Raw genomic sequence first — 18,322 nt, 5'->3', positions numbered from 1 at the left:
AGCGCGGCAACTGTACTTAAGTGCAGCTGCCGGCTGAAGGAGAACTGCTGTCTAATTACCATCGTCCGAATACCGAGCTCGCCGCTCATTATCAGGCTCGCACCGATCGCATGGCGGAATTTACGATTCTGTGACAGCGATCACGAATTGCTCGTGACTCGAAGTGCCGAGGGTGATTATTCATCAAATTGAAACAAAGGCAAGGTGCACCCGCCTTTAATCGGCGAGGCAGGGAAGAACGACTTTTCCAGACTGCGGAACAAGTCGAGCGGAAAATAAATCCATTGCGGAATTTTTAGGGGGCGTGTCATGTACTACGTTGTAATTGCGATGTTGACAGTATTGCTGGTACCAGGTCCGACGAACTCGCTGCTGCTGCAGTCGGGGGTCATTCGTGGTCTGGGGACTTATTCACTGAAGTTGGTTCTCGCCGAATGGACGGCCTACCTGATCCAGATCACCGCGTGGGGAGTCTTCATCGATGCGCTGACGCAGGATCACGCATGGGTGGTGGTGCTGACCAAGAGCCTGGCGGTGATGTTCCTGTTCTACATTTCCTTTAAGTTGTGGTTTTCGGCGCAGGTCGATGCCTCCGGAAAGCCTTCTGCCATCTCGGTTTCGGCTATGTTCGTGGCGACCCTGACCAACCCGAAAGGGCTGTTTTTCGCCTCATTCGTGGCCCCGCCAGGCACCTTCCTGCATCTGCAAAGCTACCTGGAATTCATGGCCGTCTTTTCCCTGGTGATTCTGCCCGTGGCTCTTGTCTGGGTGAGTCTGGGGGCGTTTTGCGAACGCAATTTCTCAGCGCTCCTATCGGGCAACAGGGTCAATAAATTCGTTTCATTGGTCATCGGGCTGTTTGCCAGCATGGCCTTTTACAACTTGGCCTCGAAAGTCATCCTGGCCTGAAAGATTCCTGGCGCAATGCTGGAAAAGATCAAGACGATAACCGGGTCGGCCTCGGCGGTGAGAGACCCGCGGGGAAGGAAAGAGGGGCTGACTCGGGACTATCGGTTAGAAAATATTGTAGCGAATGGCCTTGACCATGGCCTGTCTGATATTGGTGCAACCCAGTTTCTCGGTAATTTTCTTGGCGTAGAATTTCACCGTGCGTTCAGTGATATTCATGATCAGGCCAATCTCCTGATAGTTCTTGCCAAGGGCCAGCCAGTGTAGAAACTCGATTTCCCTGGGGCTCAGTGACAGCAACTCTTCCTGGTTCTCTTCAATTGGCCGATGCTGATGGATGATGGTACTGATTGCCTGGATCAGGAACAGATTCGAGTGAATGATGCGTTCAAAGTCAGGGTCGCCTTCGACACAGGGCAAGTGCAATGAACCGAAAGCACTGCCGGGCTCATGAGTGGGAATGCTGAAGCCCTGGTCGATACCATAACGGGCGGATTGCTCGAAGACTTTGTTGGGAGTACGGGCACGGTCGTGTATCGTCGCCCAGAAAAAAGGGGATGAGGTGATGGCGGCATTGGCCATGACCGGATCGGACTTGTAGAGTGCCTGTTTGCGATAGGTGTCGACCCATTCTTGCGGATAGTTTCCATGAATGGAAATTTCGCCGTTTTCGATTAAGTGCGAGTCGGCGTAGACATAGGCGAATCGTGTTATTTCCAGCTTTTGAAGTGCCCAGCTCAAGACTTCGACATAGGTTTTTTCGCTGGCCCCAGGCATGTTGTTTTCAACTTCTCTAGCCAGATCAAACGTATGTTTGATTGTGCGGAGTTTGGGCATGAGAAACGGGCTCCGGTCAGCTCAATGTGCGCCGATTTATGCATCCGTAGTGGGGGGTGACATCTGTTTTATAACATCGACGAAAAACCATTTCAACATGTGTCAAAGTGAAATCATCCAGGGTAAAAAACCGACTGAATCACTCATGTTTGACGTCATTCCCTTGCCTTGACCGGCCAGGGTGGTCAGGTCCTTCGCGACGATTCAGTCCGTACCGGAGGAACTGTGTGACCGCCCAGTCACGAACAAGTTCCTCGGCAGGGCGTCCCGGTTCATTCGCGAAGAACGGAACACGGCAGTTGGCTCCCTCCAAGGGATGACAGCGTCCTGGCCCAGGCTGAATCTTGCCAGCACACGGACGTTACGTTTGTATCGCTTCAGTTCTTTGGGCGGCATAATGCCACTGCCTTGGGCACACGGATGTGCCCGCTGTTTACCATCCCCCCGCGCTATCCGAGGTTCGCCAGTATGCAGTTCATTGACGATTCCGATGCCATGTACCGCCTGCTCATCCAGAGCGTGGTGGACTATGCCATCTACATGCTAACTCCCGAGGGCATCGTCGCGAACTGGAATCCCGGCGCCGAGCGCGCCAAGGGGTACACCGCCGGGGAAATCGTCGGCAAGAACTTCTCGCTGTTCTACAGCGAGGAGGAGCGTGAGCGCGACCAGCCGGCGCAGAACCTGGAGATTGCCCGGCGGACCGGCCGCTTCGAGGACCAGGGCTGGCGCCTGAAGAAGGATGGCAGCACCTTCTGGGCCCACGTGGTGATCGACGCGATTCATGATGACCACGGGCAACTGATCGGCTTCGCCAAGATCACCCGGGACATCACCGAGAAGCGCGACAACGAGCTGCAACTGATGGAAGCCAAGGTGCTGGCCGAGCAGTACAGCGCCGAGATGGCCTCGCTGTCGCGCTTCCTCGACTCGGTCATTTCCAATATTCCCGCCAGCGTCATCGTCAAGGACGTGCAGACCAACCGGGTGCTGCTGGCCAACGACCAGGCCGAGGCGCTGTTCGTGCCGAACGGCGGCAGCATGGTCGGCAAGCTCATGGCCGACTGCCTGCCGGCGGAGTCGGCCGCCTACATCGAACAGCAGATGAGCCAGGACCTGCGCATCGGCCAGGTCAGGACCGTCGAGACCCTGGTCAATACCAATCGCGGCCCCAGAACCCTCAGAAGCCGCACCGTGCTCAACCAGGACCCCGGCAATGCCTCCGAGTACGTGCTGTTCGTCGCCGAGGACGTCAGCGTCGAACTGGCCGCGAACGCCAAGATCCACCACATGGCCCACCATGACGCGCTCACCGGCCTGCCAAACCGCGTGCTGTTCCACGAGCGGCTGAGAAACGCGCTGCAGCAAGCCAAGGGCACGGGCAGGATCACTGCCACGCTGTGCCTGGACCTGGACGACTTCAAGAACGTCAACGACGCCCTCGGCCACGGTTTCGGCGACAAGCTGCTGCGGGTACTCAGCGCGCGCCTGCGGGCCGAACTGCGTGACAACGACACGCTGGCGCGGCTGGGCGGCGACGAATTCGCGGTGATCCTGCCGGATCTGGAGACGGCCGAGGTCGCCGAGATGACCGCGCAACGGCTGATCCAGGCGATTCGCCCGGCGTTCCTGATCGACGGCCACAGCTGCTCGGTCGGCATGAGTATCGGTATCGCCCTGTCGCCGCAAGACCACCATCATCCCGAGCAACTGATGGGCTACGCGGACATGGCGCTGTACGAGGCCAAGCGCAACGGCCGCAGTCGCTTCGAACGCTTCAGGCCGCAGCTGGACGAAGCGGCACGCTATCGTCGCACCATGGAAACCGACCTGCGCACGGCGCTGCACTTCGGTCATCTGCAACTGCACTACCAGCCGATCGTCACCCGGTGCGGCAAGGAGATCTCCGGCTACGAGGCACTGCTGCGCTGGCGGCACCCGACCAAGGGGATGATCATGCCGAGCGACTTCATTTCCATGGCGGAAGAGACCGGCCTGATCCACGAGGTCGGCAACCGGGCCCTGAACCTGGCCTGTCAGGAGGCGGCCAGTTGGGGCACGGAGCAGACCGTTTCGGTGAACCTGTCGCCGATCCAGTTCAAGAACCCTGGCCTGGTGGATTCGGTGGCGCTGGCCCTGGCGGACGCCGGCCTGGCACCGTCACGCCTGGAGCTGGAGATCACCGAATCGGTGCTGCTGGACAACAGCGAAGAGAACGTGAACATGCTCCGGGCCCTGAAGGCCCTGGGCGTGGCCATCTCCCTCGATGACTTCGGCACCGGCTACTCGTCACTCGGTTATCTGCGCTCGTTCCCGTTCGACCGGATCAAGATCGACATGTCGTTTGTGCGCGAGATGGCCCATAGCAAGGAAGCGCTGGCGATCATCAGGGCCATTACCGGCATGAGCAACAGCCTGCTGATCAAGACCACCGCGGAAGGGGTGGAGACTGCCCAGCAGGTGGAGCAACTGATCATCGAAGGTTGCTCGCACTTCCAGGGCTACTTCTTCGGACGGCCGATGCCGGCGGACGAGCGGCTGGGGAGCCTGTCCCCGGAGGCGGACGAACGCTTGTCACCAGCGGCCTCCCTGTAGGAGCGGGCTTGCCCGCGAAAGAGTCCTGAAGTCTTGCCGGCTGGCGGTGGTGCACGGCCCCGCGCTCAGCCTGCCGGGCTGTCTGCGTATCGTCTATGCGCTGGATGACGACTCGCTGCACACGCGCCCATGCGTAAGCTCCATCTGGCTCATTCACTCAGAGTGCGCCTTTCCACAACTCGTCAAGATGGCGAAAACCCCAGGCCTCGGGCGACTCCCGGCCCACGATCCTGTCCGCACCGCAGACCTTGGCAAGGTCGACGATTCGGGGCAGGATCGGCGTACGGCCCTTGGTCATGAAGAACACCTTGACCTTGGGCGTGAGCAAAGAGCGTTCATGCTGCTCCGTCACCACCCCCAGCGCGCCGCTTTCGAGCCGTACCAGGGAGCCGACCGGGTAGATACCGACCGTGCGAACGAAGGCCTTGAAAACGTTCTCGTCGAAATGTCCCTGCCATTCCGCCATCTTGTGAATCGATTCGGCAGGGCCCCAGCCTTTCTTGTAGGGGCGATCGGAGGTGATGGCATCGTAGACGTCACACACCGCGCCCATCCGGGCGAACAGGCTGAGTTGCTCGCCCTTGAGGTTGGACGGATAGCCTGAACCGTCGATCTTCTCATGATGGTGGAGGCAGACATCCACGGCCAGCGCACTGACGTGATGGCAGAGCACCAGAATCTCACCGCCGGCCTGTGGATGTCGACGGATCAATTCGAACTCGGCGTTGTCGAGCTTGCCGGGCTTGTTGAGAATCGCATCGGGTACCGAGGCCTTGCCGATGTCGTGCAATAGGCCGGCAATGCCCGCTTCGTGCACCAACGCCTCGGACAGTCCGAGTTGGCGGGCCAGGGCGATCATCAATGCGCACACCGCCACGGAGTGCAGGTAGGTGTACTCATCGGCCGTTTTCAGCCGGGCCAGGCTGATCAGGGCATTGGGGTGTCGATGAATGGAGTGGGCGATATCGTCCACCACTGTATCGACGTCATCGAGATCGATCACCGCCCCCATCCGTGCATGGCTGAACATCTCCACCACAGCCGCCTTTGACCGTTCGCAAATCCGCCGGGCCGAGGCCAGTTCATCCTCCATGCTCGAACGGATCACCACGGTTTTCTCGGCGATGTCCTCAAGGCGTTCATCAGCCTGTTGTGCCGCCTCCTCGGGTGAGAGGCTGAGCGCACCAGGGGGTATATCGAGTCCCTTGTCGGTATCGATCCAGACCTGAGAAACCGAAGAGTTCAGAATCTGCTTGAGATCCTGCTCACTACTGAGCAGAAATCGCCCCCTCAAGAAAGGATGGTCCATCCAGGAGCCGCACAGTTCCTTGATGTACATGCCAACACAAAGATCAGTGGTTTTTATACGTTTCAACATGGCAGACAGCCTGTATCCAGGTAAGCACTCAAGTCCTGCGATTGAAAGCAACTCTCATTCGATGGCCAGTATTACGCCATCTCAGTCCATTGTTTGGGCCAATGCCTGTTTATAGTCAAGATAGACGTTGGCTGCGCAGGTCAGGAACGCCTGCTCCCACAGAGGCCTGAGTTACGATCCTGGGCACGCTCGCCTTGCTGGCCTTCAATGAAATAAACCTTTTGCCATGTGGTGTAGTCAATTGGAATAAGGGCCCCGTTTTCAGTGGGCCAAGGCGTTGGCTGTGAAACTGCAAGCAGCCCGCCCACCCCGATTCATCCCTAGGAGGCAACCATGGCCCGAGCCCTCTGGAAAGGTGCGATCAGCTTCGGTCTCGTGCATATCCCGGTATCCCTGAACACTGCCGTGCATGCCCAGGGCGTGGATTTCGACTGGCTCGACAAGCGCAGCATGGACCCGGTGGGCTATAAGCGGGTGAACAAGGTGACCGGCAAGGAGATCGAAAAGGACAACATCGTCAAGGGCGTGGAGTACGAAAAGGGCCGCTATGTGGTGATCAGCGAAGAAGAGATCCGCCAGGCCCGACCCGCCGCAACCCAGACCATCGATATCTTCTCTTTCGTCGAGGCCAGCGAGATCCCCTTGCAACACTTCGATACGCCGTACTACCTCAGCCCGGACCAGCGCGGCGGCAAGGTCTATGCCTTATTGCGCGAAACCCTTCACAGCACTGGCAAGGTCGCCCTGGCCACGGTGGTGCTGCACACCCGCCAGCACCTGGCGCTGTTGCGGCCACTGGACGCGGCGCTGGTGCTGATCACCCTGCGTTGGCCCGATGAAGTGCGCGGGCTGGACACGTTGGAGCTGGACAGCAGTGTGACCGCCAGCAAGCTGGACAAACGTGAACGGGAGATGGCCAAGCGGCTGGTGGAAGAGATGAGCGGGCCCTGGACGCCTGACGATTACCATGATGCGTTTCGCCAGACCATTCTCGACCTGGTTCAGGAGAAAGCCAGCAAGGGCAGGATCGAGACCGTGGACAAGGGCGAGGAGGGCGGCGAGAAGGGGGCGGATATTATCGACCTGACCGAACTGCTCAAGCGCAGCCTGGCGGGGGGCGGTGGCGCCAGGACGAAGAAGAAGCCGGCGGCGAAACGACCCCGCCAGGCATCCTGAGGGTGAAGGCGCAGGCCCGCCGACCTGTTCGCGAATAAATGCGGCCCCCCGCTTTATCCGCGAACGCGCCTGTTGCCGCGAGCCGGCCGGCAGCCCCTCAGCCGATCCCCAGTTGCCGGCGCATACGCACAGTGATCGACTGGCGCACCTTGGCCATCTCCGCCCACGGGTCATCCACCTCGGCCAGGCGCTCATGCAGGTTGCCGATGTTCCACTGGTTGGCCCCCTTGAGCTGCGTCAGCTCCTCACGCCAGATCGGCACCGACACCGGCAATCCTTCGCGGGCGCGCAGCGAATAGGCGGCGACGGTGGTCGCCCCTCTGCCGTTGCGCAGATAGTCGATGAAGATCCGCCCGATCCGGTTCTTCGGCCCTGACACGGCACTGAGCCGATCCGGAAACAGCCCTGCCAGGTGCTCGACGATGGCGTGGCAGAAGTCTTTCACCTCATCCCATCCCGCTCGCCGGGTCAACGGCACCACCAGGTGCATGCCCTTGCCGCCACTGGTCTTGAGAAACACCTTCAGGCCCAGCTCGTCGAGCAGTGTCAGGGTCAACCGAGTGGCTTCGAGCATGGCCTTCCACGGCAGCGCCGGGTCGGGGTCGAGGTCGAGGACGAAGCGGTCCGGCTGGTCGAAGTCCTTGTCGGTAGCGTTCCAGGTGTGCAGTTCGAGCATGTTCATCTGCACCGCAGCCAGCAGACTGTCGGCGCGATCGAACACCATCGCCGCCTGTCCGGCCTGTTCCTTGCCATAGCTGACCACGCCGGGAAGGTGCAACTGCCCGGCATGTTTCTGGAAGAACATCTCGCCGCCCAGGCCATCCGGTGCGCGCACCAGCGCCACCGGCCGATCCTTGAGCTGTGGCAGCAGCCAGCCGGCGACCTGGGCGTAGTATTCGGCGATCTGCCGCTTGGTGGTGCCGGTGGTCGCGTCGATCACCCGGTCGGGGTGGGTCAGACGCAGGCTGCCCGTTTCTGCGGGCGGCGCCTGCACAGCCTTTTTGCCGGGCTGGGCCAGTTCCCGGTCGACGCCGCTGGCCGGTTTGTCATCGCGCAGGCCGTGAAAGACCGAATGACGCACCACGCCGTCCCGGGTCATCTGCGCATAGGCAACTTCCGCCAGCAACTGCGGCTTGAGCCAGTGCACATCGCAGGCTTCGGCGCCGGTCGGTGGATTGGCCAGCGCCGGCTTGCCGGTTTCCAGCGGCTTGAGACGCCCATGAATGCTCGCCAGCGTCACGGCGCTGAAACCGGTACCTACCTTGCCGGCGTAGCGCAGTTCGCCACTGTCGGGGTCGTGCAGGGCCAGCAGCAGGGCCCCGAAGGAGGTGCGGCGGCCCTTGGGCTCGGTATAACCCACGACCACGAACTCCTGGCGCCGCTTACACTTGAGCTTGATCCAGTCACTGCTGCGACGGCCCCGGTAAGGACTGTCGGCGCGTTTGCCAATCAGGCCTTCCAGTTCCAGGCGACAGGCGCTGTCGAGCAGCGCCTCGATCGGCTGATCGAAATCGGCGGAAAACTTCAGTCGTTCGGAGCCGTTGTGTTCGAGCAATTGCGCCAGGGTACCGCGCCGATCCTGTATCGGTAGCGGGCGCAGGTCCTTGCCGCCGAGGAAGGGCAGATCGAACAGGTAGTAGGTGATGCGCTCGTCACGCTCGGTGTCGAAAGCATTCTGCAACGCCTGGAAATCGGCAACGCCGTGACGGTCCAGGACGACCATCTCGCCATCGAGCCACGCCGAATCCAGGCCCAGTGCCTTGAGCGCCTTGACCTGGCGCGGCATTTTCGCGCTCCAGTCGTGGCCGTTGCGGGTGAACAGGCGAACGTCATCCCCGTCGATACGGGCCAGGATGCGGTAGCCGTCGAACTTGACCTCGTAGCGCCAGTCCCCGCTGGGTGGCGAGTCGACCAGGGTGGCAAGCTGCGGTTGCAGCGCCGCCGGCAGGCTGGCCGCCTGGGGCCGCGGCTTCGGTTTGGCTTCATGTTGGCGAGCAGGCGAGGCCGCCTGGCGTGGCACCAGGGTTCGATCGCTGAGCACGCTGTCGGGGAGAGCGGCGACGATGCTGTAATCCGCTTCGCTGCGGGCCTGGCCGTCGTGGGACTTGACCAGCATCCATTGCTCCTTCTTGCCCGCCAGGTGAGTGCGGAACAGGTTCCAGGTGCCCGACAGCTTCTCGCCTTGCAGGCGAAAACGCAGCTTGCCCTTGGCATAGGCTTCCCGAGGATCGCCCTCGGGCTCCCAGATGCCGCGGTCCCAGACGATCACGTCACCGGCGCCGTAATGCCCCTCGGGGATGTTGCCCTCGAAATCCGCATAGTCCAGCGGGTGGTCTTCGACATGAACCGCCAGGCGACGAACCTTGGGGTCGAGCGAGGGGCCCTTGGGTATCGCCCAGCTTTTCAGGGTGCCGTCCAGCTCGAGGCGAAAGTCATAATGCAGATGGCTGGCGTCATGCTTCTGAATGCAGTACTGCAGCGCGTGCGCCGTATCGGGGCGCCGACGCTTGCCGGCGGGCTCGGGCGTGGCATTGAAGTCGCGTTTGCGCTGATATTCCTCAAGAGGCTTGGCCATGACGGGCTCCGTAACGATTCACGAGGTCTCTCTGGTTGGGATGCGAGGGCCAATCCGGGAGTTCAAAAAAGCTCGTGGCTGCCGCCGAGCCTGTCTATAGCTGCACTTGCGGCTCCACGCCGGGCTCGGTGACCAGTTCGTCGTCCAGGCCGAGATCGGCCAGCAGGCGGCGGGCGTCGTACGGAGCGTGCACCTTCTGGTCGTTGTCGAAGTAGCAGTACACGTCACGCGAAGCCCGCCGGGCCGGTGCCCGCTGAACGATCAGCTCGGCATCCCGCGGCTGGCCACCCTCGCTCCAGGCCTGGATCCGCGAGCGCCAACGGTGCAGCGCCTTGGCGGTGTAGCCGCTGCTGTAGAGTTCGACGTCGCCGTGCAGGCGCAGGTAGACGAAATCGGCGGTGACATCCTCGACATACGGCCATTTACCGGCACTGTCGGAGACCACCAGCGCCACCTCGTGCTTGCGCAACAGGTCGACGAACGTCTCGCAGAGAAAACTCGGATGCCGGATTTCCACGGCATGGCGCAAGCGCGCGTTGCCGCGATTGGTGGTGCCGCCGTTGCCCTGCAGGCGCTCGGCGGCATGCCCGGCGCAAGCCCGGGCGGCCTGGCGGTCCTTGGGCAGTTTTTCCAGAAAATCGCTGAAGCGCTGCTCATCGAACGTCATCGACGGCGGAAACTGCCAGAGAAACGGCCCCAGCTTGTCCCCCAGCATCAGCGGGCCTGAAGCGAAGAAATTGGCCAGCGGCTCGTCGATCTCGCGAAGCCTGCGCACATGGGTGATATAGCGCGGCGCCTTGACCGAAAACACAAAGCCATCCGGCGTGCTGTCGCGCCACTGCACATAGCGTTCAGGCGTCTGCAGGGCATAGAACGAACCATTGATCTCGATGGTGTTGACCGCCCGCGAAGCGAAGGCCAACTCATCATCCTGGCGCAGCCCCTTCGGATAGAAATCCTTGCGCCACGGGCTGTAGCGCCAACCGGAAATACCAATGCGGATTTCGCTCATGAGTGCATCCATTCATTCGAGTCAATACATACTCATAGCGACCCTTGGGAATCCTGGAGGGTTCAGGGCGATGGACAAACGGCCTGGGTGATTGATGGCTGTTCTACCTACTGTCGTCGAGTGGTGAATCGGGATTCCCATCGGCCTCGATCTGACAGCTTCGGCCTTCTTCGCCTTATATCATCGCAGTGGATACACACTTTAAACTTCGCGCCGTCGTTAGTTATTACCCATGACGGCGATGATTGCTGCCTTCAGGTATCTTGCCAAATACCGGGCAAGATGTAGGAAGTTGAATAGAGCCACTGATGATATTAAGGAATTGCTGTGAGAAAGTTACTGATCCCCGCCTTGTTTGCAGGCTGTTTCGGAACCGGGGCACAGGCGGCGGAAATTTCCGCGGCCATCGGCGCTACAGGCCAGGGAGCCCCGGCCCTTCGCGCGGGCCTGGGCTTTGGCTGGGATCAGCAGTGGTTCAATACTTCCACAGGGCATCTGACCGGCTATTGGGATATGGGCTACACCTATTGGGGGGCCGGAGATCAGGCGGGAACGCGTCACACTCTTTCTTTCGCCCCGGTATTCGTCTACGAGTTCGGCAACTCGGGCGTAGTACCCTTTGTGGAGATCGGTGTAGGTGTCTCCACTTTCTCGGGCTCGAGAGTCGGCGACAAGAAACTGGGAAGTGCCTTCAACTTTGAAGACCGACTGGGCGCCGGTATCAAGTTGACGAACAATCAGCGCCTGGGTGTTCGCGTCATTCATTATTCCAACGCGAGTATCAAGAAGCCAAACCAGGGCATAGAGTCGTACTCGTTGTTCTATAGCCACGATATCTGACGGGCCTGGCGAGAGCGAATTCGGGCAAATGATTCTGAACACCCCGGCGACGGCAGCGGTCTACCCCTTCGTGTTCAACGTGGGCGGTAAGCTATCGGCGACTGTCAAGCGGGCGCCCGCATACCGCAAAGGCTAGGAGGCGACATGGAAAAAGACACGCAAGCACAGGCGAAAACCCAGGGTGAGCAAGAGCGGGATAACGATGCTCACCGGCCCGACGGCTCGTCCGGAACCGGGCACGACTCCACCGCACAGAAAACAGCCCGGGACCAGGGCCCGCATTCATCCGAACAGGCGAGTGTGAAGAACGACCTCGGCTTCGATCCGGACTCCCCAGACCTGGAGGACCCGCAAGTGGATCCCCAAGGGCCGGCAAAACCGCCCAGGGACGAGCGCCAGCACTAGGCTGTGTACGAAATTGTTTGAAACGCAGGTTAGGCAAGGCAAAAACCGGCGAGGAAGCGCAGTTGACTGGTTGTCAATGAGCATTCCGAGCCGGTTTTTAACGCCGCATAACCAAGTTTCAAGCGATTTCGTACATAGCCTAGATAAGACCGGGGCGGGGGCCATCCGGGAGCCCCTGGACCCGGCTCATCAACTACGGATGTCCGTCACTTGCCATGGCTGGCATGCAACGCCTTGACCTGCTCCAGGTGATGCTCGAGCGTCGGCAGGGTCTCGCTGGCGAACGCCTTCAGCTCGGCCTTGTCCGAGGAAGCCGCTTCCTTCTTGAACAGCTCCACGGCTTTTTCGTGAGCCTTGAGCTGGTTCTCGACATAGGACTTGTCGAAGGATTCGTCACGCCATTCCAGGATCATCTTCTTGACCTTGTCGGTCAGCGCCGCCTCGTCGGGCACCTCGATGTCCAGCTTGTGGGCGATCTCGGAGAGTTTCTGGTTGGCCTGGGTGTGATCGCTGACCATCTTTGCGGCGAACTGCTTGATGTCGGCGCTGTGGCTCTTCTCCTGGGCCAGCTTGCCGAGCACCACTTCGGAGATGCCCGATTCGGTGGCGGCATCGACGAAATCGTTGGAGGTCGCGGCCTGCACCTGCAGCGATGCCATGCCCAGTGCCAGCGCCAGGCCCGCGTATTTGAAGAATGGATTGCTCATCTTTCACTCCTTGCTCGTTGGTGCGACTTCAGTGTCGCGTTAGGTGCGACCCGGGGCCTGGGAAAAAGGTTTAGTTTTTTTGCGGGCGCGGGCGACCAATGACACGGGACGCAATTAAATAAAACCTTCACGGCAGCGACAGGTCAGTCTTTGTAAGGGCCTTCTTTCCAGGGCCAGGGAGGTGCCAGATGAAACTCGTCTGCCTGTTGTATGGATGCCAGTGGCGCAGCCTGCTGATCAGTGACGTCGCCGGGCACAAATGCGAATGCTGCGAGCGCTGCGGGGCCGTGCGCCACCGCCATGCCGACCAACCCATCCACCTGTAGAACCCGGCTTGCCGGCGAACCGCCGCAGGCGGCCATCCAAACGGAGAACCCTCATGCCTAAGCCAAACACCCAAAAGCCTCCACTCGATATCGACACCACCGAAGACCGCATGGGCAGCGTCCATGAACTGGACTTCAGCGAACGCCGCGACGAACGCCAGGGCCGCATCGGCGACGAACGCCCGGCGCGGGAAGTGGAAGAGGAGTATCCGGCCAGGCGCGTGGCCGAGAGCGGCATGACCGGCGGCGAGGCGCTGAGCGACAGCCCCCATGAAGACAACGTCACCCTCGATGACCTCAGCCCCGAGACGCTGTTCGACGAAACCGGCGCCCGCGGCCCGGACGAACCGGGTACCGGCGGCACTCCGGCGGACCAGAGCCTGCGCCGGGTCAGGGCCGCTGAGATCGGCGGCGGCATTGGCCTGGACGAGGCCGAACTGGCGCGCTCGGCACCGCTCGACGGCGAGCCGTGGACCGATGACGTCGTCCCCTCCAACAACGGGAGAACCTCCAAATGAACCCACAGCGCTGTGCCTGCAATCATTGTTCCTGCACCGTAGGGGCCAACGCCGTCATACGCGATGGCAAGGCCTATTGCTGCCAAGCCTGTGCATCGGGCCACCCCCAGCACCAGCCTTGCTGCAAGGGTGAGTGCAAATGTGGCGAGGCAAGTCATTCGACTTCACCTTGAGTTCCGTGGCCGGGCCTGGCTCGTGGCTGTAATGGCAGTTCCCCGCCAGGCTGAGTGTCCCTTTGGTCTTCCCACAGCCTGCTGTTGCGGGAGACGGTTCTTGACCCGCCAACCCTTTCCATCCCCAATAGGCTTCTCGTCGCGCAACCAGGGAACAGGACGCACATGGGGCTGCAGATTTCCGACACCGCCACCTTCATCACCTACCTGAATGCCGTGATAGCCGTGGCGGCGCTTTGCCTGAGCATCAGTAATCGAAGGACTCAACTGGCGACCTATCGCCTGACCCGCTCCAGCCACTGGAGCAGCACCAACGACCTGCACGTCATCAGCGCCGAGCAACTGGACGATTCCGTCCTGGTCAAGCTGGTGTTCTTCAATCCCGGTGCGATCGCCGCCTTGATCCAAAGCCTGGCCGTCTACGAAATTCCGCCGTCGGTCTGGTGGTGGCCACGCCGTTTGGACGGGCTACGGCGCAAGCGCATCGAATTCGCCCAATGGTGGCCAACGTGCGATGAAAACGAGAAGACACCGCGCCTGTTTGCAGACCGTTATCAGCAACTGCTGGTAAAGGAGAGCCGCGTCATCCTGGTGAGATTCCCCGGCAGGATCAATCGCCTTGTCCATGCCTTTGAGCTGAAGACCAATCATGGCCCGATCACTACCTGGTATGCCCTGGACTTCATCGAGAAGGGGTTTGCGTTTCAATCCTATCGGCGTTTCAAGTGAGGTCGGTCGGGTTTCATGCTATTCAGAAGGCATGGCGTTCAGCGTCGACACCGCCTTGATGTCTGCGGCGCAAGCGGTTGCGATGATCACACGCAGCGTGCTTCGGTACTGATCGGTAGCCGCATTGGCTACGGCTACCGATTGCGGTCCTCAGGCACCCGTTGGAGCGCAGGAGCCTTCGAGCAATGCATCCACGACCGTGCGAGACAAGATGATGGAATGAACCACCCCCAACAACAGGTCCCGTTCGAAACCATCCAGTTGCGGGCGGGTACTCTTGGACAATCCGTCAGTGGGAAGAGATTCTCAACGACATGCCTTGAGCACGGACGTCATCGCCCAGCTGTATGCAGAAACAACTGCAGGCTCATTCGCTGTTTGATCAAGAGCTCGACAGGAGTACATTTGTACTCCTTGCCGAATTTCCGGCTCCGACCTCACGGATTCTGCAACTCCTCAAACCCCAACTCCCGAATAAAAACCGAAAACAGCTCCGGCTGCGAGGAAATATCCAGCTTCGCGTACAAATGCCGCCGATGCGCCTTGATGGTCTCCGGTGAAATTCCCAGCCGCTGGGCCATGGCCTTCGACGAATACCCGCGCAGAATCAGCCGGGCGATTTCCAGTTCCCGCTCGGACAACACCCCCTGACCAAACTTCGCCAACGCATCGCCCACCGGCGGCTGTACCGGCACGGAGATGCCGATACGCGTCCAATTCTGATGGAGCAGGGCCAGCACCCAGCCACTGACCAGGCTCAACTTCCCCAACTCCGCCGAATCAAACGCCCGGCGCATGCCGAGCGACAGCGACAGCACTCCGTCCGGCAGTTGCAACAGGAACTGCACTTCATCCACCAGCACATGGTCCTGGAAGTAGTTCAGGTAGTAGTCCGTTTGCCAGAAGTGGTCAGGCGCGACTTCCTCGAGGTGATAGAAACCACTGGCCAAACCTTCGCGAGCGGCCTGGTAGAACGGGTCCAGCAGGTACAACCCATCGAGATACAGCTCACCCGCCGCCGGTGCCGGCGCCGCATCGTATTCCTCGAGCACATGGGGCGCGCCCTGGGCGGGGAAGTGAATCGCCAGGGCGTTGTCGAATGGCACCCAATGGCGCAGTACCAGGATCAGCTGTCGCCAGAAGCGCGGGCTGCCGATCTGTTCGATCGCGCGCGCCAGCGCGGTATGGCTGGCGACTTCCTTGAAGAGAATGTCCACGGCTGAGTCCTTGAAACGGGTAGGGCATTGGCGCCCGATTTAGCGCGCCTGTCAACGGGGGTACCCCATAGGGGGAATTGCCCGGCCGGGCGCATCTGCCTAGATTCCAGGCCTATCAAGCGAGCCGTCGAGCCCGCAACTTGTCGAATTCCAGTTCTGCCTCCCAACACCTAGAACAACGCGAGGATGAACCTATGACCGCTCCTTCCCCTGAACTCAAACCCACACTGAGCGTGCCCGATGTGGTCGCCATCACCGTCTCTTCGGTGACGCCCGCCAGTTCGGTGTTTGTCATTGCGCCGTTTGCGATCGCCCAGGCCGGCACCGGGGTGATCTGGGCGTTCATCCTGGGGGCGTGCTGGCGCTGATGTTCGCCCTTTGCTATGCGGAGCTGGGCCGGGCCCACAGTGCCGCGGGCGGCGAGTACGTGTTCGCCAAGCGCGTGTTTGGCGGCATGGCCGGCTACGCCACGTTCCTGACCGTGCTGGCGATGCTGCTGTTCATTCCGCCGGTGCTGGCGACTGGCGCGGCGACCTACCTCAACGCGGCACTGGGTACGCAGTTCGACGGGCAGACCGTCGCCCTGGTGATCGTGGCCCTGAGCTATCTGCTCGGTATCCTCAACATCAAGCTCAATGCCTGGGTCACCGGCAGTTGCCTGTTGCTTGAGGTGGCGGCGCTGATGGTCATCGTGGTGTTGGGCTTCGGCCATGCCCGGCAGCCGGTCGGCAACCTGCTCAACCCGCTCATGCTCGACAATGGTGTGTTGCACGCGGCGCCCTGGGCGCTGGTGATCGGTGCCGTCGGCACGGCGCTGTTCTCCTTCAATGGCTATGGCGGCGCCGTGTTGCTCGCCGAAGACATGAAGTGCGGCGGGCAGGGCATCGCCAAGGCCGTCCTGTGGTCGCTGGTGCTGGTGGTGGCTATCGAGTTGATTCCGCTGATTGCGCTGCTGATGGGCGCACCGTCGCTGGAAGCCATGCTGGCCAGCCCCGATCCGATTGGCTACCTGCTGACGGCCCACGGCAACGAAACACTGTCCCGACTGGTCAGTGCGGGGATTTTCCTGTCGGTGTTCAACGCCATCATCGCCCTGGTGATCCAGATCGGCCGGGTGATCTACAGCAGCGGGCGCGACGAGTTGTGGATGCCGTCCCTGAACGGGGCCTTCACCCGCATCCATCCCAAGTGGGACTCGCCCTGGCTGGCTACGCTGTTCCTGGCCGTGCCTTCGGCGGCGTTGACCTTCAGCTCCAACCTGTCGGAACTCACGTCCTTCACCGTGCTGCTGATCCTCTGCGTCTATCTGGTGGTCGGCCTGTGCGCGTTGTTCAGCCGGGTGCTGCGCCGTGACCGTGAGCACCCGTACCGGATGCCGCTGTGGCCGCTGCCGGCCCTGGTGGCCGTGATGGGCGCGGGGTATCTGCTGGTGACCTTGCTGGCTGGTGCCTCCACCCGGGATATCTTCATCATTCTGGGCATCCTGCTCGGCTCCGTGGTGCTATACGGCACCTACGGCAAGCTGAGCCCGGCTTTCCAGAAACTTTAAGCGAGAGAAACGATGCGAGCACGCGACTTTGGTATCACCCTGGGCCTTGGAAAGCCGGGCCCCCACAACGCAATCACTGACGTGCCGGGGGTGCGGGTCGGCCATGCCACGCTGGACAAGGTCCATGAGGGCAAGCCCGTGCGCACCGGTGTCAGCCTCATCGAGCCCCGTGCCGGCGCCGCGCGCTACGAGCCCTGCTTCGCCGGCTGCCATGTGCTCAACGGCAATGGCGATGCCACGGGCCTGGAGTGGATTCGCGAAGCGGGGCTGCTGACCACGCCCATTGCCACCACCAACACCCACAGCGTCGGTGTGGTGCGTGATGCGCTGATCGCCCATGAGCACGCGACCCTGGCGGACCCGTCGACCTACTGGTGCATGCCGGTGGTGATGGAGACCTACGACGGCGTGCTGAACGACATCTGGGGTCAGCATGTGAATGCCGGGCTGGTTGAACAGGCGCTGGCGGCGGCCAGCGGCGGGCCGGTGATTGAGGGCGCCGTAGGTGGCGGCACCGGCATGATCTGCCATGAGTTCAAGGGCGGGATCGGCAGCGCTTCTCGGGCCTTGCCGGCGGAGCAGGGTGGCTGGACCGTCGGCGCCTTTGTCCAGGCCAACCACGGCCAGCGTCGCGAGCTGCGGGTCGACGGCTACCCCGTAGGCCGGGTACTGCTGGATTTGCCCTCACCGTTTACCGAACAGGATACCCGGGCATGGGCTCGATCGTGGTGGTGTTGGCTACCGATGCCCCTTTGCTGCCGCATCAATGCCAACGCCTGGCACAACGCGCCTCGGTGGGCATCGCCCGCACAGGCGGGGGCACGGATGATTCCAGTGGCGATATCTTCCTGGCTTTCTCCACCGGTAACACGGGCTGGCGCCGGCCGATTACAATCGTCGTGATCTGCCTCGGACGGCCCAGGTCGCCATGGTCAATAACGACCATATCTCGCCGCTGTTCGCGGCGGCGGCCGAGGCGGTCGAGGAGGCGATTATCAACGCGCTACTGGCCGGGCGGCCGATGCGGGCCGGGGATGGGCGGGAGGTGCCAGCCTTGCAGGGCGCACGCTTGATCGAGGCCCTGCAGACCCTGGGCTGGCGAGCCGCAGTGGTATAAAGCCGCTCTGCAGGCAACAACACAATCGAATGATCGGGCCCGGCTGCGCGTGCTGCGCAGCCGGGCCTGTTGCAGGATAGCAGCAAAACAATGGCAATTTAATACTAACTTTCATCTCATCTTAGTTGCCCTCGATAAAAGGGACAGTCTGAAAAAATGTCTGTAGGACGGTTGCTTTGACTCGTACAGACGAGTATGTTCTTTACTAAATGTTACTCAGCGCCACCCATCAAATTTTCAAAACAAGATCCTGAAAAGG

14 protein-coding genes and 3 pseudogenes are annotated in these 18,322 nt (G+C 61.1%); 11 read left to right on the top strand and 6 right to left on the bottom strand.

The annotated features are described in order from the left end of the window. Window positions 1–309: 309 nt before the first annotated feature. A complete protein-coding gene (locus ACZ5KU_RS15005) occupies window positions 310–909 on the top strand; it encodes a LysE family translocator (protein WP_416768980.1) in 600 nt (199 codons plus the stop codon). Between the two features lie 105 nt (window positions 910–1,014). Here the strand turns inward: ACZ5KU_RS15005 and ACZ5KU_RS15000 are convergent, their stop codons facing one another. Beyond that, window positions 1,015–1,746, bottom strand: a complete 732-nt coding sequence (locus ACZ5KU_RS15000; protein ID WP_081006095.1) for a LuxR family transcriptional regulator — start codon at window positions 1,744–1,746, stop codon at window positions 1,015–1,017. Window positions 1,747–2,214: 468 nt separating this feature from the next. On the opposite strand from ACZ5KU_RS15000, the gene ACZ5KU_RS14995 reads away from it, so the two are divergent. Then, the gene (locus ACZ5KU_RS14995; protein WP_416768979.1) at window positions 2,215–4,341 is read left to right on the top strand and encodes a sensor domain-containing protein; all 2,127 of its coding nucleotides are present in this window, start codon (window positions 2,215–2,217) and stop codon (window positions 4,339–4,341) included. Between the two features lie 157 nt (window positions 4,342–4,498). Here ACZ5KU_RS14995 and ACZ5KU_RS14990 read toward each other — a convergent pair whose 3' ends face one another. After that, complete coding sequence (locus ACZ5KU_RS14990; protein WP_054061027.1) at window positions 4,499–5,719, bottom strand: HD-GYP domain-containing protein; 1,221 nt, start codon at window positions 5,717–5,719, stop codon at window positions 4,499–4,501. 333 nt (window positions 5,720–6,052) lie between these two features. Here ACZ5KU_RS14990 and ku point away from each other — a divergent pair, with 333 nt between their 5' ends. Then, window positions 6,053–6,895: a non-homologous end joining protein Ku gene (gene ku / locus ACZ5KU_RS14985; RefSeq protein WP_054061028.1), complete on the top strand. Its 843-nt coding sequence runs from the start codon at window positions 6,053–6,055 to the stop codon at window positions 6,893–6,895. Between the two features lie 97 nt (window positions 6,896–6,992). On the opposite strand, the gene ligD is transcribed toward ku, so the two are convergent. Further along, window positions 6,993–9,470, bottom strand: a complete 2,478-nt coding sequence (gene ligD, locus ACZ5KU_RS14980; RefSeq protein WP_416768978.1) for a DNA ligase D — start codon at window positions 9,468–9,470, stop codon at window positions 6,993–6,995. A gap of 94 nt (window positions 9,471–9,564) precedes the next feature. Continuing rightward, complete coding sequence (locus ACZ5KU_RS14975) at window positions 9,565–10,482, bottom strand: DUF72 domain-containing protein (protein ID WP_416768977.1); 918 nt, start codon at window positions 10,480–10,482, stop codon at window positions 9,565–9,567. A 327-nt stretch (window positions 10,483–10,809) separates the two neighbouring features. Between ACZ5KU_RS14975 and ACZ5KU_RS14970 the strand changes: the two genes are divergently transcribed. Together ACZ5KU_RS14970 and ACZ5KU_RS14965 are read left to right on the top strand one after the other, a co-directional pair. Further along, window positions 10,810–11,322, top strand: coding sequence for an acyloxyacyl hydrolase (locus ACZ5KU_RS14970; RefSeq protein ID WP_054061031.1), 513 nt, complete (start codon window positions 10,810–10,812; stop codon window positions 11,320–11,322). 264 nt (window positions 11,323–11,586) lie between these two features. Further along, a pseudogene (locus ACZ5KU_RS14965) lies at window positions 11,587–11,727 on the top strand (DUF6021 family protein); the annotation flags it as partial. 206 nt (window positions 11,728–11,933) lie between these two features. On the opposite strand, the gene ACZ5KU_RS14960 reads toward ACZ5KU_RS14965, so the two are convergent. Further along, entirely contained in the window at window positions 11,934–12,434 is a 501-nt protein-coding gene (locus ACZ5KU_RS14960; RefSeq protein ID WP_054060850.1) for a DUF4142 domain-containing protein, read from the bottom strand. A 188-nt stretch (window positions 12,435–12,622) separates the two neighbouring features. Between ACZ5KU_RS14960 and ACZ5KU_RS14955 the strand changes: the two genes are divergently transcribed. The 4 genes from ACZ5KU_RS14955 (at window position 12,623) to ACZ5KU_RS14940 (ending at window position 14,180) form a co-directional block, all read left to right on the top strand. Continuing rightward, window positions 12,623–12,760: a PSPA7_2676 family Cys-rich small protein gene (locus ACZ5KU_RS14955; protein ID WP_192842800.1), complete on the top strand. Its 138-nt coding sequence runs from the start codon at window positions 12,623–12,625 to the stop codon at window positions 12,758–12,760. A gap of 53 nt (window positions 12,761–12,813) precedes the next feature. Beyond that, window positions 12,814–13,278 carry a hypothetical protein gene (locus ACZ5KU_RS14950; RefSeq protein ID WP_054060851.1) on the top strand — a complete coding sequence of 155 codons (465 nt, stop codon included), beginning with the start codon at window positions 12,814–12,816 and terminating at the stop codon, window positions 13,276–13,278. Beyond that, the gene (locus ACZ5KU_RS14945; protein ID WP_081009937.1) at window positions 13,275–13,451 is read left to right on the top strand and encodes a metallothionein; all 177 of its coding nucleotides are present in this window, start codon (window positions 13,275–13,277) and stop codon (window positions 13,449–13,451) included. The genes ACZ5KU_RS14950 and ACZ5KU_RS14945 overlap by 4 nt, the downstream gene beginning before the upstream one ends. 165 nt (window positions 13,452–13,616) lie before the next feature. Further along, the gene (locus tag ACZ5KU_RS14940; RefSeq protein WP_273822861.1) at window positions 13,617–14,180 is read left to right on the top strand and encodes a hypothetical protein; all 564 of its coding nucleotides are present in this window, start codon (window positions 13,617–13,619) and stop codon (window positions 14,178–14,180) included. A gap of 437 nt (window positions 14,181–14,617) precedes the next feature. On the opposite strand, the gene ACZ5KU_RS14935 is transcribed toward ACZ5KU_RS14940, so the two are convergent. Continuing rightward, a complete protein-coding gene (locus ACZ5KU_RS14935; protein ID WP_054060853.1) occupies window positions 14,618–15,397 on the bottom strand; it encodes a helix-turn-helix transcriptional regulator in 780 nt (259 codons plus the stop codon). A gap of 194 nt (window positions 15,398–15,591) precedes the next feature. Between ACZ5KU_RS14935 and ACZ5KU_RS14930 the strand changes: the two are divergent. Both ACZ5KU_RS14930 and ACZ5KU_RS14925 read left to right on the top strand, forming a co-directional pair. Continuing rightward, window positions 15,592–16,946: pseudogene (locus tag ACZ5KU_RS14930) on the top strand (APC family permease). A 12-nt stretch (window positions 16,947–16,958) separates the two neighbouring features. Beyond that, window positions 16,959–18,063: pseudogene (locus ACZ5KU_RS14925) on the top strand (DmpA family aminopeptidase). Window positions 18,064–18,322: the final 259 nt, after the last annotated feature.

The sequence above is a fragment of the Pseudomonas sp. Tof1 genome (assembly GCF_055390395.1).
This window is presented reverse-complemented; position numbering and strand designations above follow the sequence as displayed.

What these genes read in the sequence shown, in the direction of transcription:
- ACZ5KU_RS14950 (WP_054060851.1), top strand. Translation starts at nt 12,814, where the DNA reads ATGCCTAAGCCAAACACCCAAAAGCCTCCACTCGATATCGACACCACC.
- ACZ5KU_RS15005 (WP_416768980.1), top strand. Translation starts at nt 310, where the DNA reads ATGTACTACGTTGTAATTGCGATGTTGACAGTATTGCTGGTACCAGGT.
- ACZ5KU_RS14975 (WP_416768977.1), bottom strand. Translation starts at nt 10,482, where the DNA reads ATGAGCGAAATCCGCATTGGTATTTCCGGTTGGCGCTACAGCCCGTGG.
- ACZ5KU_RS14960 (WP_054060850.1), bottom strand. Translation starts at nt 12,434, where the DNA reads ATGAGCAATCCATTCTTCAAATACGCGGGCCTGGCGCTGGCACTGGGC.
- ACZ5KU_RS14990 (WP_054061027.1), bottom strand. Translation starts at nt 5,719, where the DNA reads ATGTTGAAACGTATAAAAACCACTGATCTTTGTGTTGGCATGTACATC.
- ACZ5KU_RS15000 (WP_081006095.1), bottom strand. Translation starts at nt 1,746, where the DNA reads ATGCCCAAACTCCGCACAATCAAACATACGTTTGATCTGGCTAGAGAA.
- ACZ5KU_RS14995 (WP_416768979.1), top strand. Translation starts at nt 2,215, where the DNA reads ATGCAGTTCATTGACGATTCCGATGCCATGTACCGCCTGCTCATCCAG.
- ACZ5KU_RS14955 (WP_192842800.1), top strand. Translation starts at nt 12,623, where the DNA reads ATGAAACTCGTCTGCCTGTTGTATGGATGCCAGTGGCGCAGCCTGCTG.
- ACZ5KU_RS14940 (WP_273822861.1), top strand. Translation starts at nt 13,617, where the DNA reads ATGGGGCTGCAGATTTCCGACACCGCCACCTTCATCACCTACCTGAAT.
- ku (WP_054061028.1), top strand. Translation starts at nt 6,053, where the DNA reads ATGGCCCGAGCCCTCTGGAAAGGTGCGATCAGCTTCGGTCTCGTGCAT.
- ligD (WP_416768978.1), bottom strand. Translation starts at nt 9,470, where the DNA reads ATGGCCAAGCCTCTTGAGGAATATCAGCGCAAACGCGACTTCAATGCC.
- ACZ5KU_RS14945 (WP_081009937.1), top strand. Translation starts at nt 13,275, where the DNA reads ATGAACCCACAGCGCTGTGCCTGCAATCATTGTTCCTGCACCGTAGGG.